General features: G+C 71.0%; 13 protein-coding genes. 5 read left to right on the top strand and 8 right to left on the bottom strand.

Annotation, left to right across the window (positions count from 1 at the left end):
* Window positions 1-153: 153 nt before the first annotated feature.
* The gene (locus WMF12_RS41050) at window positions 154-756 is read left to right on the top strand and encodes a TetR/AcrR family transcriptional regulator (RefSeq protein ID WP_437854052.1); all 603 of its coding nucleotides are present in this window, start codon (window positions 154-156) and stop codon (window positions 754-756) included.
* Here WMF12_RS41050 and WMF12_RS41045 read toward each other — a convergent pair.
* From WMF12_RS41045 to WMF12_RS41035, 3 genes are all read right to left on the bottom strand, one after another.
* Complete coding sequence (locus WMF12_RS41045) at window positions 698-2,170, bottom strand: DUF362 domain-containing protein (RefSeq protein ID WP_437854050.1); 1,473 nt, start codon at window positions 2,168-2,170, stop codon at window positions 698-700. The two genes, WMF12_RS41050 and WMF12_RS41045, sit on opposite strands and share 59 nt — an antisense overlap.
* A gap of 13 nt (window positions 2,171-2,183) precedes the next feature.
* A complete protein-coding gene (locus WMF12_RS41040) occupies window positions 2,184-4,430 on the bottom strand; it encodes a glycosyltransferase (RefSeq protein WP_437854048.1) in 2,247 nt (748 codons plus the stop codon).
* Window positions 4,431-4,504: 74 nt separating this feature from the next.
* Window positions 4,505-5,185, bottom strand: coding sequence for a methyltransferase domain-containing protein (locus WMF12_RS41035; protein WP_437742190.1), 681 nt, complete (start codon window positions 5,183-5,185; stop codon window positions 4,505-4,507).
* 518 nt (window positions 5,186-5,703) lie between these two features.
* Between WMF12_RS41035 and WMF12_RS41030 the strand changes: the two genes are divergently transcribed.
* The 4 genes from WMF12_RS41030 (at window position 5,704) to WMF12_RS41015 (ending at window position 7,398) form a co-directional block, all read left to right on the top strand.
* Window positions 5,704-6,000 (top strand): RNA recognition motif domain-containing protein, encoded by a 297-nt coding sequence (locus tag WMF12_RS41030; RefSeq protein ID WP_437742189.1) that lies wholly within the window; start codon window positions 5,704-5,706, stop codon window positions 5,998-6,000.
* A gap of 36 nt (window positions 6,001-6,036) precedes the next feature.
* The gene (locus tag WMF12_RS41025; protein WP_437854046.1) at window positions 6,037-6,540 is read left to right on the top strand and encodes a hypothetical protein; all 504 of its coding nucleotides are present in this window, start codon (window positions 6,037-6,039) and stop codon (window positions 6,538-6,540) included.
* 143 nt (window positions 6,541-6,683) lie between these two features.
* Window positions 6,684-6,932, top strand: a complete 249-nt coding sequence (locus tag WMF12_RS41020; protein WP_437742187.1) for a hypothetical protein — start codon at window positions 6,684-6,686, stop codon at window positions 6,930-6,932.
* 109 nt (window positions 6,933-7,041) lie between these two features.
* Complete coding sequence (locus WMF12_RS41015) at window positions 7,042-7,398, top strand: hypothetical protein (protein ID WP_437527478.1); 357 nt, start codon at window positions 7,042-7,044, stop codon at window positions 7,396-7,398.
* A 77-nt stretch (window positions 7,399-7,475) separates the two neighbouring features.
* On the opposite strand, the gene WMF12_RS41010 is transcribed toward WMF12_RS41015, so the two are convergent.
* The 5 genes from WMF12_RS41010 to WMF12_RS40990 form a co-directional block, all read right to left on the bottom strand.
* Entirely contained in the window at window positions 7,476-8,705 is a 1,230-nt protein-coding gene (locus WMF12_RS41010; protein ID WP_437854044.1) for a CotH kinase family protein, read from the bottom strand.
* Window positions 8,706-8,715: 10 nt separating this feature from the next.
* Window positions 8,716-10,146 (bottom strand): TolC family protein, encoded by a 1,431-nt coding sequence (locus WMF12_RS41005; RefSeq protein ID WP_437854041.1) that lies wholly within the window; start codon window positions 10,144-10,146, stop codon window positions 8,716-8,718.
* Window positions 10,143-12,257, bottom strand: coding sequence for an HlyD family efflux transporter periplasmic adaptor subunit (locus WMF12_RS41000; RefSeq protein ID WP_437854039.1), 2,115 nt, complete (start codon window positions 12,255-12,257; stop codon window positions 10,143-10,145). Before WMF12_RS41000 ends, WMF12_RS41005 begins: the two co-directional genes overlap by 4 nt.
* Before the next feature lie 102 nt (window positions 12,258-12,359).
* On the bottom strand, window positions 12,360-13,043 hold the full coding sequence (locus tag WMF12_RS40995) for a DUF4956 domain-containing protein (RefSeq protein ID WP_437854037.1): 684 nt from the start codon (window positions 13,041-13,043) through the stop codon (window positions 12,360-12,362).
* 79 nt (window positions 13,044-13,122) lie between these two features.
* On the bottom strand, window positions 13,123-15,186 hold the full coding sequence (locus WMF12_RS40990) for a PEP/pyruvate-binding domain-containing protein (protein ID WP_437854035.1): 2,064 nt from the start codon (window positions 15,184-15,186) through the stop codon (window positions 13,123-13,125).
* Window positions 15,187-15,189 lie beyond the last annotated feature (3 nt).

The raw sequence follows: 15,189 nt of genomic DNA, 5'->3' as shown, positions 1-15,189 counted from the left end.
CCTTCGGCCAAGAAAGGCTGCTTCCGCCGCGCCGCGCGCTCCCCGGCGCTCGCCCGCCCTCCGGGCAGCGCCTCGCTCGCGCCGACAGCGTCCGCTGGACCGTCACCTGAAAGTCATTGTGACGTCACGCAGTAAGTATCATGATACTTATGAATGGCAAGGCCGCGTAACATCACCGACGCGCAGATCCTCGACGAGGCACGCGCGTGTTTTCTGGAGCACGGCGCGGGCGTCTCGACGACGCTCATCGCGGAGCGGCTCGGCGTCTCGCACGGGGTGCTGTTCCAGCGCTTCGGCACCAAGGAGCAGCTCCTGCGCGCCGCGCTGCTGCCGCCGTTCGAGCCGCCGTGGATGGCGCGCGCGCGGGCGGGCCCGGACGACCGCGACGCGCGGATCCAGCTCCTCGAGCTCGCCGAGGAGCTCTCCGCCTACCTCGAGCGCATCGTGCCGTGCCTCGCGGTGCTCCGCTCGGCCGGCATGCACGTCGAGTCCATGGCCGACCGGCGCGAGGACCTGCCGCCGGTCCGCGCGCGGCGCGAGGTGGTCGCGTGGTTCTCGCGAGCGATCGCCCGCGGCCTCCTGCGCCCGGTCCGCCCGGAGCACGCGGCCGACCTCTTCCTCGGCGCGCTACACTTCCGGCCGTTCCACCAGCACCTCTCGAACCAGGGGTTCGATCGGTCCGAGGGCCAGGCCTACGTCACGTTCGCGATCGACGCGATTCACCGGACGCTCGCGCCCGCGGCGGAGCGACCGTGACGCGCGGCGCGCCGGCCATGCCGGGGAGCAGCGACGGCCAGCTGCGGGGCGGCTTGAACCGGTGGGTCGGCGCGGGCCCGTCGACGATGTGCTCTACCTCGTCGAGGCGACTGCCAGGGAGCAGCACCCCGCCCAGCGACTCCCGCACGAGCGGTATCCGCGCCGGATCGAAGCCCATCACCTGCGAGGCGATCGCGTCGACGAGGCCCGGATCGAACCCGCCGAGCAGGAGCCCTGCGCGCACGGGCGTCGCCCCGAGCGGCCCTTCGCCCTCACCCGCGACGATGCCGTCCACGATCGTCAGGTACCGCCGCTGCGGCTCCCCGCGCAGCGCGCCGCCGCGGTCCGCGAAGAACAGGATGCGGTTGAGATCCAGGATCGTCCGCCAGAGCGTGTTGTTCCCCTCCCAGCTGCCATCGATGACCTTCGGCGGCGCCCCGAGCCGCGGCGCGCGCGCGACGAGCGAGTGATCGCCGGGGAGCGGGAACCGGCTGAGCTTGTTCTCCACCGCGTCTCCGAGACCTTGAGGCCGATCGAACTCGTCGCCGCCGACCGATGGATCACCCTCGGTGAAGTGCGGGAGCCAGTACTTCTCGTTCGTCAGGCCGATCACGCTCTTCAACGACAGCGTGATACCCGTCTTCTTGTGCGTCTTCAGCTTGGGGAGGTTGATGACGACATCCGCGTCGAGGAGCGTCTGGGGGATGCTGTACTCGTGCCGCTGCCCTGCGTGGTGCGGCACCGGCGTCGCGTAATGGCTGCGGTGGAAGCGGAGCGCGGCGCTGCGCGGGGCGCCCGCGCCGGCGAAGAAGCTGCTCGATCCCAGATCGACGACCCGGTAGCCCCGCGGATCGCCGGGCAGGCGGCGGCGGAGGAGCAGGCCGAGGTTCCAGGAGCGGCCGAAGCGGCGCACGTCGTCGAGCGCGAACACCGGCGCGATCCGGAAATACCGCAGGTCGATAAAATCGACGTCATGCCCCTGGGCCCTGAGGTGACCGATGACGTCGAAGATGCCGAGCGGGCCGGCGACCTTCTCGATCTCGCAGCCCTCGACCGGGGAGTCGACGACGCGCACGCTCCCGCGCGGGCCGGCGGCGCGGAGCGCGTAGTCGAGCACGGGCCGGAGCAGCGAGCCGTGTGTGCTGGAGGCGGCGAGCCGCTCGCCCGTGATCTTCTGGTGAAGGTTCTTCGAGGAGACGAGGTTCGGCTTGACGACGACGCGGTCCCCCGGCGCGATCAGGTCGCCGAGCGGGTTCCACGCGGGCGTGCCGGCGCGGGCCGCGTCGAGGCCGAGCCGGCGGAAGAGCGCCTCGACGGCCTCGTAGACCGGGCTCGGCGGGCCATAGGGCGCGCTGCCCCCGTAGCTCACGCCCGGCCGAGAGACCGTCACCACGCGGCGGCTCGTCGCTGTCATCGGGAGCCCCCGGTCAAGCGCCCGCGCCGTTCAGGCCGGACGAGAGGATCTCCGCCGGCGCGGCGCGCTGGAAATCGACGTTGAGGCGCGAGACGCTCGCGAGGTGCTTGCCCGTGCGGACGAGCGCGATGTCGTCGGCGAACTCGACGTCGATGCGCATCCGCTCGCCGAGGTGATGGCGGAACGTCGCGAGCACCTCGTCCAGGACCTGCTGCGAGAACCGCCCGCCCTTGACCACGCGGAAGGTGATGGCGTCGCGCTCCTCCTGCACCACCTGGAAGCGCTTGATCGCGTAATCGAACTCCTTGAGGTAATGCGCGAAGAACGTGCCGGGCAGATAGCGCCCGTCCGTCCCGCGGATGATGGACTGGACGCGCCCCTCGATGCGGCCGACGCGCGGCGCCCCGCGGCCGCAGGGGCACGGCGCGGACGGGGACATCGCCTCGGCGAGATCGCCGATGCGGTAGCGGACGAACGGCATGCAGAAGTTGTTGAGATCGGTGATCACGACCTCTCCGATCTCCCCCGGCTCGGCGGGGCGCCCGTCGCGCAGGACCTCGACGATGTACCCCTCGGCCACCACGTGGTGGCCCTCGTGCGCGTCGCACTCGTACGCGATGCCCGAGAACTCGCGGCTGCCGTACTTGTCGAAGACCTTGCAGCCGAACGCCTCCTCGATGAGCCGGCGGCTCGGCAGCGGCAGCGTCTGCGCGCTCGACATGATCGCGCGCGGCCGGGCCGCGACCTTTCCGGTGCTCTTGACGTAATGGGCCAGGAAATCGAGCGCCTCGGCGTAGCCGTCCATGAGCACCGGCCGCGCGCCGGCGATCCTCGCGATCATCTCGCCCAGGTTGTCGTCGGACAGCTCGAAGATCGGGATGAACGTGCGGTTCGACAGGACGGCGTCCGCGCGCTCGCGGGCGGCCTGCCACGTCGTCATGCCGATCGTCTGGTGCCAGAGCCGCACCGTGGGGTCGCCGAAGCGGTAGCCCGTCCACTCCTGCGCCCGGAGCGTCGCCGCCCAGCGGAACTCGAGCTGAGCCCGGTCCGCGTAGCAGACGAAGGGCTCGCCGGTGGAGCCGCTCGTCGTGATCTTGAGGACCTGCGACTTGTCGTGGTTCTCCGACATGATGTCGAAGTAGAGGTGGCGCCGGATATCCGCCTTGGTGAGGAACGGCAGCTTGTGGAGGTCCTCCTGGCCGCGGATGTCCTCGGGCCGGAGCTTGAGCTCCTGCATGCGAGCGCGGTAGTAGGGCACGTTGCGGTAGCAGTGGCGGAGCAGCCGCCTCAGCTTCTCGTCCTGGAGCTCGCGGGTCTGCGACGGCGCGAGCCACTGCGTCCTGCGCAGCGTCTCGTAGTAGTGCTCGACGTCGCGCGTGATCATCCAGTGGGTGTGGTTGAACGCGGCCAGGTACGCGCGCCACCTCGCCGTGGAGAGCGGGTCGCGCTCCGGCGAGCGGTCGACCACCGGGTTGCGGCGGAGGTACTGCGTGGCGATGTCCGCCGGCTTCCGGCCCACGCGGTATTCCCAGCTCGCCTTGCCCAGGTCGTAGAACGACTTGACCACGGCGCGCGCCGCGGCCCCGTCGAGGAAGGAGACGCCCTGCCGGCGCTGCTCGAAGAGCGTCTCGACCTCCTTGTACGAGTAGCCCTTCGCGTGGGCGGCGACCAGGACGAAGGACTGCCAGTAAAAATAGCTGCCCTTGTACGTCAGGAGATCCTGGAACACCTCTCGAGCGCACATCACGAAGCCGCTCTTGTTGTCCTGGAGCGACATCCCGAAGGTGGTGTTCAGCAGCGTGTTGAACCCGCGGCTCAGGTGGTACCGGCGGTCCCTGCGGCGCCCGACGGCGCTCCTCCAGCCCTGGACGACATCGACGCTGTGCTCGTAGAGCTCCCGCCGGAGCCGCAGGAGGTCCTCGGGCTGGTACTGGAGATCGGCGTCGATGGTGGCGACGAGCTTGCCGCGCGCGGCGGCGGCGCCGGTGCGCCACGCCGCCGTGATGCCGCGGTTCTGCGGGTGGAAGCACCCCACGACGAGCCCGGGGTGCGCGGCCATGAGCGCGCGGATCGTCGTGGCGGTGCCGTCGGTCGAGCCGTCGTCGACGAGGATGAGCTCGCCCGTGAGCGCCCCCTCGCGGAAGACGCCGAGGATGCGGTCGGTGAGCTCGGGGATGTTCAGCTCCTCGTTGAGGCAGGGCACGAGGACGGAGAGCTCGATCGGCGCCTCCGGAGCGAGCTCGGTTCGGGGTTCGGACATGGTGTGTTCGCCTATCTTGCCTTGAAGGAGACACCGCAGCAGGGCGAGGGGCGCGCTGGGCGGCCCGGGAGCGGTCACCGGGGGACGCAGCGGAAGCACGCGCGGATCGGCAACGCGCCGTGCGGCGCCGCGCGGCGCTCGGTCACGCGGAAATGGCGGTCGAGGAGGCGGCCGAACTCGTCGGGGGTCCACTGGTGCAGGTGGTAGGCGTCGCCGCCCCACTGGATGCGATCCCGCAGGAGGTAGCCGACGGGCGTGCGGCGGACGATGCCCTTCAGCCGCCCGATGAGCGGGTCGTTCGGCACCGTGATCGCGGCCACGCCGCCGGGGCGCAAGAGGCGCGCGATGGCCGCGAGGACGGCGGCGGGATCCACGGTGTGCTCGAGGACCTCGGTGCAGACGATGCGATCGAAGCTCGCGGCGGGGAGGTCGAGCTTGTCGACCTCGCCCTTGAGGAAGCGGGCGTCGTAGCCCGCGAGGTTCTTGCGGGCGGTGTCGAGGAAGACGTCGGAGACGTCGATCGCCGTGATGCGGGCCCGCGGGAACATCCGGAGCACGTGCCCGCCGCCCGAGCCGACCTCCGCGAGGTCGAGGCCAGCGCAGTCGCCGAGCATGCCGCGGATGATGGCGAGCCGCTCGCGCTCGATGAGCCGGATCGGCAGCGGGGCGCGGTCGTAGTAGTCGTCGATCGGGTGCTCCCGCGCGAGGCGGTCGTTCAGCGCCTCCACGTCGATGTCGCCGGCTGTGTTCGGCATGGCGGCCCCTTAGCACGGGGGCGGCGTAGCCTCACCCCGGCGGCGGCTCCGCGCCCGGCGATGGGACCGCGCGGTCAGCCGCCGACGTGAACGTCCGGTCGACGGCGGCTCCCTGGTCGCGTGAGAGGCCGCTGACAGTGCCGTGCGGCGCGCATCCAGCTCGTCCGCCGGCAGACGTTGTTGAGCGCCCCCGGACGTATCCCGCGCGCATCACGTGATCGCGCGCAGGTTGCCGCTGCGGGCGGAAAGAAAGAGAAAAGATCGCTGAGACACCGCTTGCTGTTGGTGCCCCAAGGGAGTAACTTGGGCCCCTCACGACGTCACTGGCTCTCGACACGATGCGTTCTCTCTCTCTCCACGCGAGGGAGATCGTTGCTCGCGCGGATGACTGGACGACGCACCGTGTGCCTGCGCGGGTTCGCTGCGCGGCACGTCCCCGTTCGATCCGCGACGGCTTCATCGAATGGCAGGCGAAGAGCGCTCACGAGCGCAGCTGCAAGCCGTGAAAGTAACGTGTCATGGGTAATCGTCTCTACGTCGGCAATCTCTCGTACAGCACCACCCGCGAGTCCCTCGAGGCCGCGTTCGCTGGCAGCGGCGAGGTCCGTGAGGTCTCGATGCCGACCGATCGGGAGACCGGCCAGCCGCGCGGGTTTGCGTTCGTCACGATGGGCTCGGCCCAGGCGGCGAACAACGCCATCTCGCAGCTGAACGGCATGATGCTCGATGGGCGCTCGCTCAAGGTGAACGAGGCGCAGGAGCGTCAGGCAGGCGGCGGTGGCGGCGGCGGCGGCGGCGGTCGCGGTCGTTACTGATCGCTCCTTCGTCGCGTCGGAACATCGCGGCGGGCCATGAAGGCCCGCCGCATTTATTTTGTCTTCGAGACACCCGAGCCGCACGCCGGTGCGCGCGAGCGCCGCGCCAGGCGAGAGGGCCGCTGGACCATGGGGCCGCTGCACGGCGCCATCGTGAGCTCGTGCGGCCACCGCTACGGCGACTTCAGCTTCAACGACGACGACGGCTCGCGCGACACGCTGGCCCTCGATAGCGTGACGCTTGGCGAGCTCTCCCAGAACGACCGCCACGAGTCCTCGATGAGCCCGAGCTTCGCGGTGCGCTGGTTCGAGGTCGACCCGGCCTATCAGATCGCCCGCCTGGAGCCCGCGCCCGCGCCTGCCGAGGCGGTCCACAGTCGTCTCTGGCCGCTGATGCCCCTGAAGCGCAGGATCGTGAAAAGCCCCGCATCGACCAGAACGGCCTCTATACCATCAACTTTCGTGGTGCCGCGGCGCGTTCTCTGGTACATGATGACGCTTGCGCAGCGAAGCTGGACGCTCGCGCAGCGAAGTCGATAGCGATGCCGCCTGGACCCGTTGGGCTCGAGCGACAGGCAAGGCCGTAAAGAGCCGCTCGAGGCAGCTCCTGCATGCACATGCGGAAGCGCGCGCCCGGCGTGCCTTCCGCGTCCGTGCGGCTGAGCGCAAGGAAAGTGGTCGCCATGAAAGCGTGTTTATCGCGGGTCGTGGATGGCGTGGAACAGAGGCTCTGCTGGCGCTTCCAGGTGCACGGCAGGAGCGAGTCCCTGTACGAGCCGGCGGACGGCTCGCACGGTCCGTTCGATCGCGACCGCCAGCGGAACCTCAAGCTGGGCGAGACGTTCCAGCGGCTGGACCGCTCGGGATCCCCCCGGAAGTACGATGGGCTCTTCTGGCAGCCAAAGAGCTCGATCGGCGGGTTCGGTCCGTAAGTGAGAGGCTGGACCGTGGCGGCCGGAAGCGAGGACAACATCCATCTCCGGCATGACACGGAACCGTGAACTTGTCGCTGAGCTAGCAACCGAGTCGTGCAACACAGCCATGTCTACCTCCCAGAAGCCCGTCACCTCCGCCACCCTGCTCGCCACCGCTGCCCACCTCAACTTCCGCGCGACGTCCCGCGACCGGAGCGGCTCGACGCTCGGCGTGCTCGTCGACGCGTCCGGCGCTCAGCAGTACCTCGTGATCGCCTCTGGCGGCGCGGAGGGCACCTGGACGCTCGCGAGCGAGCTGCCCGTCGGCCTCGCGCCCTTTCTTCTGTACGAGAGCGCCGCCAACGTGCTGCGCGGCGGAAGCTTGAGCGAGGACGGGAGCATCTCCTTCCATGGAGCGCTGTATACGATCGAGTCATCGGTCGACGGCAGCACCCGCGCCGCGAAGGTGAGCGGTAGTGTTTGAGCGCTGGCGCGCTCGGATGCCAATCCGAGGATCTGGTTCAGCGCGGTTGCAGCGCTGAGGGCCGAGCCCGGCTCCCATCAAGGCTCGACGCGGCACCTCGCGCTGCACCCGTCGCCAGCCGCCGTGTTGCCGTCATCGCACGTCTCGAGCCCCGCGACGTCGCCGTCGCCGCAGACGATCGCGGGATCGACGAGCGCGCGGCGCAGCGTGAGGTCGCTGCGCAGGGCGCCCACGTGCGCCTTGAACTCGCTCAGGTCACCGCGAGTCGCGTCGCCGGCGCTGGCCTTGCCGAGCACCTGCTCCGCCTGATCGATGGCCGCGAGCAGGGCGCCCTCGTCCCACGCCGCGCTCACGATACGGGCGAGCTCGGCGCGATACCGCCCGTCGAGCGCCGGGATCTCGCGGATCCGGCGCGGGAGCACGGCGACGGGCTCCGTCTCGGTGTCGAAATGCGGGTCGTCCAGGATGCGGTCCATCCCGTGGGCGATGAACACGAAGCGCCCGTCGGCCGGGTTCTCGTAGAGATAGTAGTTGTTCGCCCGGTAGGCGTAGCCGTCCCAGTGGCCGAGCAGCGCCTCGAGGGCGTAGGTCGTGAGGAATCGACTCAGGTCGAGGCGCTCGCTCACCTCCGCGGCGAGCTGCTCGTCCGGCGCGTCCTGGATGGCGGCGGCGAGCGAGCGGAGCTCTGCCCCGCCGCCGTCATCGCCGCCGTCGAGCTCCACGGCGTCGATGTCCTCGGCGAAGTCGCCGCAGCACGGGCCCTCGTAGAGCGCGCCCTCGTCGTTCACCTCGCCGAAGTGCAGCCGCAGGAAGCGCTTGTCGATGGCCTCGGTGACGACGTAGATCCCCCTGTCCACGCCGTTGAGGCTCACCACCGCGTGCGCGGTGCGCGCCGCGGGCACGCCGGCGCGGTCGTGCAGAACCTCGCCGATCTGCTCGCGAAGGAGGCTCGGGTCCTGCTTGGAGTTGTTCAGCAGGAGCTTCTTGAGCCCGTGCAGGTTCGCCTCTTCATCGAACTCGTCGAACTTGACGCTGAAGCTCGGCTTCTCGGACAGATCCACGGCCGAGTTGCCCTTCTGCCGGATGCCAGCGCCGCTGACGACGTCGCCGTCGTAGACGATGGTGCACGGGACGCGGTTGTCGAGGTCCGTGCGGAGCTGCCCCAGGTGGGCCTCGTCGATGGTGATCGCGATCTCGTGCAGCGCCGTCCGATCGAAGACGACGTCGCTGCCCGGGTCGAGGGGCACACAGCCGCCCTGGCTCGCCGCGACGAGCGCGAGGACCGCGGGCGCATGAACGGATCTCATCGTTCCCGGCTTACTGTGGAGCATCTCGCCTACTCTCCGTCTTCCGGCGATGGTCGCCCGCCTCGGCGGGGAGCCGGCCGCCGACCGCGTGCCGGAGCTCGCCGACCGCGGTCCAGTAGCGGCGCACGAAGCGCAGCAGCCGGAGCTCCAGGCGCACGCGGCGCTCGTCGACCTCGAGCGCCCGCCCCACGTCGACGTTGCGGCCCTCGATGGCCCGCTGCGCCTCGGCGCCTGCGCGCTCGGCGGCAGGGGTCATCCGGCGCCGTAGCTCGGTCACGAGGGCCCGGGTGGCCTGGGCCTCGGCCAGGCTCGTCCGCACCTCGCGCGTCACGAGCTCGACCGCGGCGCCGAGCGAGCGCTGCTCCGCCTTGCGCGCCGCGTCCGCCGCGGCGACGGCCGGGCGGTGCGTGTCGAACAGCGGCAGCTCGATGCCGAGCCCGAACGTCCACCCGAGGCCGAGCTCGTTCTCTCGCCGAAAGTCGTAGCCGACCTCGACGAAGGAGAGCCAGGGCCACCGCGCGGCGCGCTCGGCGTGGAGCGCCGCGTCCGCCGCGTCGCCCTGCGCGGCCGCGAGCTCGATCTCGGGGCGGCGCTTGAGCGCGAGCTCGACGGCCTGCTCCTCCGTGGGGAGCTCCGGGGGAGGCCACGCGCTCTTCGGCGCGCCGAGGAGGCGCACGGGCACCGCGGGATCGAGCCCCATGCGCGACAGGAGCGCGGCGAGCGCCGCGCTCCGCTGCGCGCGCAGATCCACGCCGTCCTGCTCCGCGTCGACGGCGGTGAGCTCCGTCATCGCCTCGTCGACCGCCGTCGTCCGCGCGGCGGCGAGCTGCCCCTTCATCCAGGTGGCGAGCGATCTTCGCGCCTCGGCCACCGCGTCGGCGGCCTCGATCTCGGCGTCGAAGAGCAGCACCTCGTCGAACAGCAACCGGACGTCGGCCTCGAGGGCGATCTCGATCTCGCGCGCCTCGGCGAGCGCCTTGGCCTCGTCCACGCGCGCCTCCGCGACGTTCGCGTCGACCTCGCCAGGGCGGGTCACCGGGAAGCGGAGCGCGGTGCTCACGCGCGGCTCGCGCTCGCGGATGCGCTGGAGCTCGATGTTCGTGATGCGGAGCTCCGGGTTCTCAAGGTGGTCCTCCGCGTCGACCTGCGCCGCGGCCGCCTCGGCGCGAGCGTTCTGCGCGGCGAGCTCGGCGCTGTGGTCTCTCGCCCAAGCGACGGCGTCCTCCACCGTCATCGCGAGCGGCGCCGCGCTGGCCGCGCCTCCCGGGCGCGCGCCCGGGCCAGCGCGGCGGAGCGCCGGCGCGCCGGCGGGCGCGCGGCCCTCGCGGTAGAGGGCGATCGCGCGGTCGGACGCCGCCGGCCTCGGCGGGGAAGAGCAGCCCGAGAGGGCCGCGCAGAGCAACATGACGGGGATCGCCGCGCGGCGGCGGCGCTGGCTCACGGGCCCCACGAGAGCTCCTGGAACGAGGGCGCGGCGGCGTCGAACACGATCGTCAGCGCGCCCGGCGTGAGCGACGGCGTCATCCCCTCGGGCTTGAGCCCCGGGAACCGCTGGACGAGGCGAGGCGAGAGGACGCCGCCCTCGGGGCGATCCACCCGCCACAGCGCGCCGGCGTCGCCGTCCGCCGTCGAGGGCGTGGACGTCATGGCGAGCGCGCCGTCCGGCATGAAGACGAGCTCCGAGATGCCGCCCGGCGTGGGCTTCCCGGCGACCTCCACGTCGACGCGCGCGCGCGCCCACAGCGAGACGCGGGCCGCGTCGAAGCGCGCCGCCTCGGCCGCGATCCGATGCTTCTTCTTCGCGCTCGCGGCCTCGACCGCCGCGGCCCCCTCCCCGCCGAACAGCGCGCTCGGGGAGCCGATCCGCCAGATCATCGCGTTGCCCTGCGCGTCGAGCGGCGCCTTCAGCCCGAGGTACAGGGCGCCCTGCCGGAAGGCGAGGCCCTCGATGTCGAGCGCCCGCGTCCCGTCGGGGAGGCCGAGCGCCGCGGCGCGCGCGGGGTCCGCGTCGAGGACCTCGGCCAGGTGGATCCCGCCGTCGACGCGGAAGCCCTGGCCGTCCTGGCGGAGGCGGAGGAGCGCGGTCCGCTCCGGCTTGCGCTTCCCCTTCTTGCTGTAGCTCTGCGACGACAGGAGGTAGATCTCGCCCGCGTCCCCGGCCGCGATCCCCTCGACGTCGCTCAGCTCGTCGACGCCGCTCACCGGCACCGGATCCGCGTCGACGGCGCCGCTCGCGGACATCGCGAAGAGCCACGGCGCGCCCTCGTTGTTCTGCTCGTGGCCCGTGTCGTCGCTGACGAGGAGGTACCGGGACTCGCCGGGGCGCGCGAGGACGCCGGACGGCTCGAAGCGCGTTCGGCTCGCCAGGGTCGGGGGCACCTTCATGGGGGACTGCGCCGCGACGGCGCCGGCCTTGGGCGCGGCGCCGGGCTTCGGCGCGGTGGTGGTGGGCTTCGGCGGCGGCGGCTGGGCGGCCGCCGCGCCGCGGCGCGCGTCGAACGTGATGTCGAAGGCCTGGCCGGGGACGAGCGCCATCGGCGCGTCCAGCGAGATGGTGACGACGCGGCCCCACGCGGGGATCTCCGGCGTGAGCCAGCAGCGCGGGGGGAGCTGGGAGACGAGCGGGCCCACCGCGATGACCGTGCCCGGGATCGGGTCGCTGAGCTGGCCCCGGATGTAGAGCTTGGCTGCGTCCCCGTCGCTGACGCCGAGGGCGAAGCGCTCGGGGACGCAGGCGACCGCGCGCGCGCCCGTGCGCGCGCTCAGGAGCTGCACCAGGGGCATTCCGGCCGGGACCACGTCGCCGGGCTGCCTGTCGATGGAGGTGACGCGCCCCGCGTTCGCGGCGCGCAGCACGTAGCTCGCGCGCCGCTGCTCGAGCATCGCGATGTTCTCCGTCGCGACGCGCACGTCGGCGTCGAGCTTCGCCGTCAGCCCCGACGTCCGATCCCGGAGGCCGTTCCGCCGCCGCTCCGTCGCCTTGAGCTGCTCCGTGAGGACGCTCAGCGTCCGCGGCTTCTCGCTGGCGATCGCCGCGACCGTCGCGTGCTGCAGGTCGAGCTTCGTCAGGTCGTCGAGCACCGCCTGCCGGTTCTCGACGAGCGCCTTCATCCGCGAGATCTCGCTGTCCAGCACCTTGGCCTCGGCGACCGCCCGGCGCTGCTCCTCGCGGTGGATGGCGAGGTGGCGCTCGACCGTCTCGCGGTTCGTGTCGAGCTCCTGCTCGAGGACGGCGAGCTCCATGTTCAGATCGGCCTCGACCTGGGTCTTCTCCGCCTTGGCGACGGCGATCTCGGCGTCGATCACCGACGTGTCCAGCGTCGCGATGATCTGCCCGGCCTCGACCTCCTCGCCGACGGTCACCTCGATGGAGGCCACCCGGGCGGTCTCGACCGGCGAGAGCACCTCGGGCAGCGCCTCCGCGTAGCCGAAGACCCGCCCGTGCGGGCCGCTGCCCAGGTGGAGCCACAGGGCGGCTCCGAGCGTGAGCACGAAGGTGATCGCGGGGGCGGCGTCCTGGAGCGCCGAGCGGAGTCGCGGGTAGCTGTACATCGATGATCCTTGCGCGGTGATGACGACGGCGGCTGCGTCAACGAAGCGAGAGGGCCCACGAGGGCGTGACCGACAGGCATCCTCCGCGATGGACCTCGGCCGCTAGAGATCCAGCGTCGGCTCCTGAAGCATGAGAGAGACGTCCTGCACGCCCGGGATGGCCTGGAGCTTCGCGACGAGCGCCGAGCGCAGCTCGGGCGCGAGGACGGTGATCTGGTAAGCATGCTCCATCACGGTCCCCTGCGCAGCCTCCCGGAGGGTCACCAGCGAGAAGGTCCGGCAGTGCGCGCGGAGCACCCTCGCGAGCGCGTCCTCCACCTCGGGCACGGCGGGCGCGGTGAAGCGGAGCAGGCCATCCGGCTGTCGTCGTGAGCCCCAGCCGGTGAAATGGAGGAGCAAGGTTCCGGCGGCGAAGATCGCGGTCCCGCTGAGGGCCACGCCGACCGCCTGGAGCCCGCAGGCGATGCCGACGCCGAGCGCCGCGAAGACGAACATGACGTCGCGGGGATCGCGCATCGTCGTGCGGAACCGGACCGCGCTCAGGCCCACGGCGACGCCGATGCCGGCGGCGATGCTGCTGCCCACGGAGAGCATCAGCATGCACGTGATGACGCTGCCCATCGCCATGCTGTGCACGGATGAGCGGGAGTAGGAGAGCCCGCGAAATGTGGCCATGTAGACGAGCGCGACCGCCTGGCCGAGCCCGAACGCCAGCAGGAGCGCCACGACCGCCGTGCGGAAGTCCGTGGCGCTCCCCTGGGTGACCCATCCGAGCCAGTCTATCACGGCGAGCCGCTCTTTCCCGGGGCGATCGCCGGGCGCGGCGCGCGCCCATCTCGATCCACGCGATCCACGCGCGTCCGCGTCACGGCGCCTCGGAGGCGGCGCCGCGGCCAGGGTAGGGGCGCGCTTGCTTGATGTAGAGCGTCGGCGGCTCGTCGGGGTTCGCGTCGTCGTCGAACTTGAAGTCCACTTCCAGCGCGTACCAGCCGGTGTTCCCTGCCGCGGGCCCGTAGGCGGGAGAGAACCGCGCATGGATGGCGTCGAGCGCCACGCCGAGCTGATGAACCTGCGCCGCCGAGAGGACCGCCTGGCCTTCCGGCATGAGGCTCGATCGGCTCAGGTACGTGACGGGCTGGTTCGGCTGGCTGAAGAAGTAGAGGAACGCCTCGTTCGTCACGCCGGCGGGCGGGGCCACCACCTCCACGTCGCCGCCCGTCTGCACGTTGACGTAGAAGGCAGGCTGGACCCCGGCCGTGTCGAACGGGTTGTTGGTCGCGGCAACGCCGTTCGCCTCCTCGTCCGGGAAGTTGGGGTGCACGAGCAACGCCATCCCGATGGACCTGTGATCGATGCCGTAATAGGTGCGCTCATCGAAGGTGCGGAGCTGCCAGGCGCTGGCGTAGACCTTGCGGATGGCGTCCTCCACATCGGCCCAGTCCGCCGGATCGCCCGTCTTGGAGTCGTAGCATCCGGCGCACGGGAACCCATCGAGATCCTCGCTGTTCGTGCTGCTGCGGAAGCGCATCGGGCGCCCGGGGTAGTCCGCCTCCATCTTCGCCTTGAGGAGCTCCTGGAACTCGGCGTCGATCGGCGCGCTCTTCATGGCGTCTCGGAGCGCCTTCAGCTGCTCGTCGCGGGTCGCGGCGTCGGTGGTGAACTTCGGGTCGGCGAGCATCGCGTCGATCTGGACGTAGAACTTGTTCTGCTTCATGAACAGGTCGTAGTAGTAGACCGGGATCGCGAAGGCCTTCTGGATGGGGACCTCGGGGGTCCTGGCCAGGATGGAGTAGTGAGCCGCCTTGCCGCCGAAGGCGAGGACGGACTTCTTGATCGCGTCCCGGAGCGACTCGCCTTCCGCCGGCTCCGGGGTCACCTCCTCGATGTCGCGCAGATCGGTGACCGTCAGATCCAGCTCGGGGAGCGTGACGGGCGTGGGTTTGTGCGCCTCCCAGAACGCCTCGGCCTCCGCCTCGGTGACCTCGCGGACGCTCCAGGACGACGGCCCCGCGGTGAGCTCGACGAGCTTGTCCTTCAGCGCGAGCAGGTCGGGGTGGCTCATCGCGTTGCGCAGCCCCATGTTGGGCGTGCGCCGGTTCTGGGAGAGCACGTTGACGTGCGAGAGCGGCGTCTGGAACTCCTCGGTGATGATCCCCTGGACGACCGAGATGTCGTTGGGCACCTGGTCGAGGACGGCGATGTCCTGGTGGGACAGGTACTCCGAGTCGAGATCCGCCGCCTTCGCGAAGTGGAGCCGGCCCACCGCCGTGCCCAGCGAGAGCGGCTGGTAGTCGATCCCGGCGTAGAGATCGCCGGTGCTGATCACGGGGATGTCGGAGGGGAGCTTCTTCGCCTCGGCCGCGACGGCCTCCGACGTGGGGTGGAAGGCGAGCTTCGACCCGAAGAAGGAGGCCGCCTTGACCGCCCTGAACAGGGTGGCGATCATGTCCGCGGACGCGGTGTCGTAGGGGGAGAGCTCGAGGGCCCACACGTCGGGACCCTCGTAGTGCGTCGCCGCGCCGAGGACGAAGCGGCGATCCGGCGTGAAGTACTCGGTCGCGTTGAACTCGGCGAGGGGCGGGACGAGGGGCAGCGCGTCGCCGGAGAGGTGCGATGACACGAAGTCGTAGTGGATCTTGTAGAGAACGCTGTTCTGGAAATACAGCGCGTTCTGATCGGCTTGATCCAGCACGACCTTGACCGACCGCGCGCCGGGCAAGCTGGCGTCGACGGGCTCCGACGCGAGCGCCTCGAAGTCCGCGGCGCACCCGACGCGCTTCAGGAACTCCGTGGCTTCATCGGCGTCCTTGCGTTCGCAGACCTCTCCGGTCACGGCGATGTCGTCCGAGCCGCCGCCGCACGCCCCCGGAAGCGCCGAGGCGAGCAAGGCGAGCGCGACGATCGACGTGATGCGAGTGCCTTTGTACATGAT

It is taken from the genome of Sorangium sp. So ce363 (assembly GCF_051520435.1).
Classification (GTDB): domain Bacteria; phylum Myxococcota_A; class Polyangia; order Polyangiales; family Polyangiaceae; genus Sorangium; species Sorangium cellulosum_B.
This window is presented reverse-complemented; position numbering and strand designations above follow the sequence as displayed.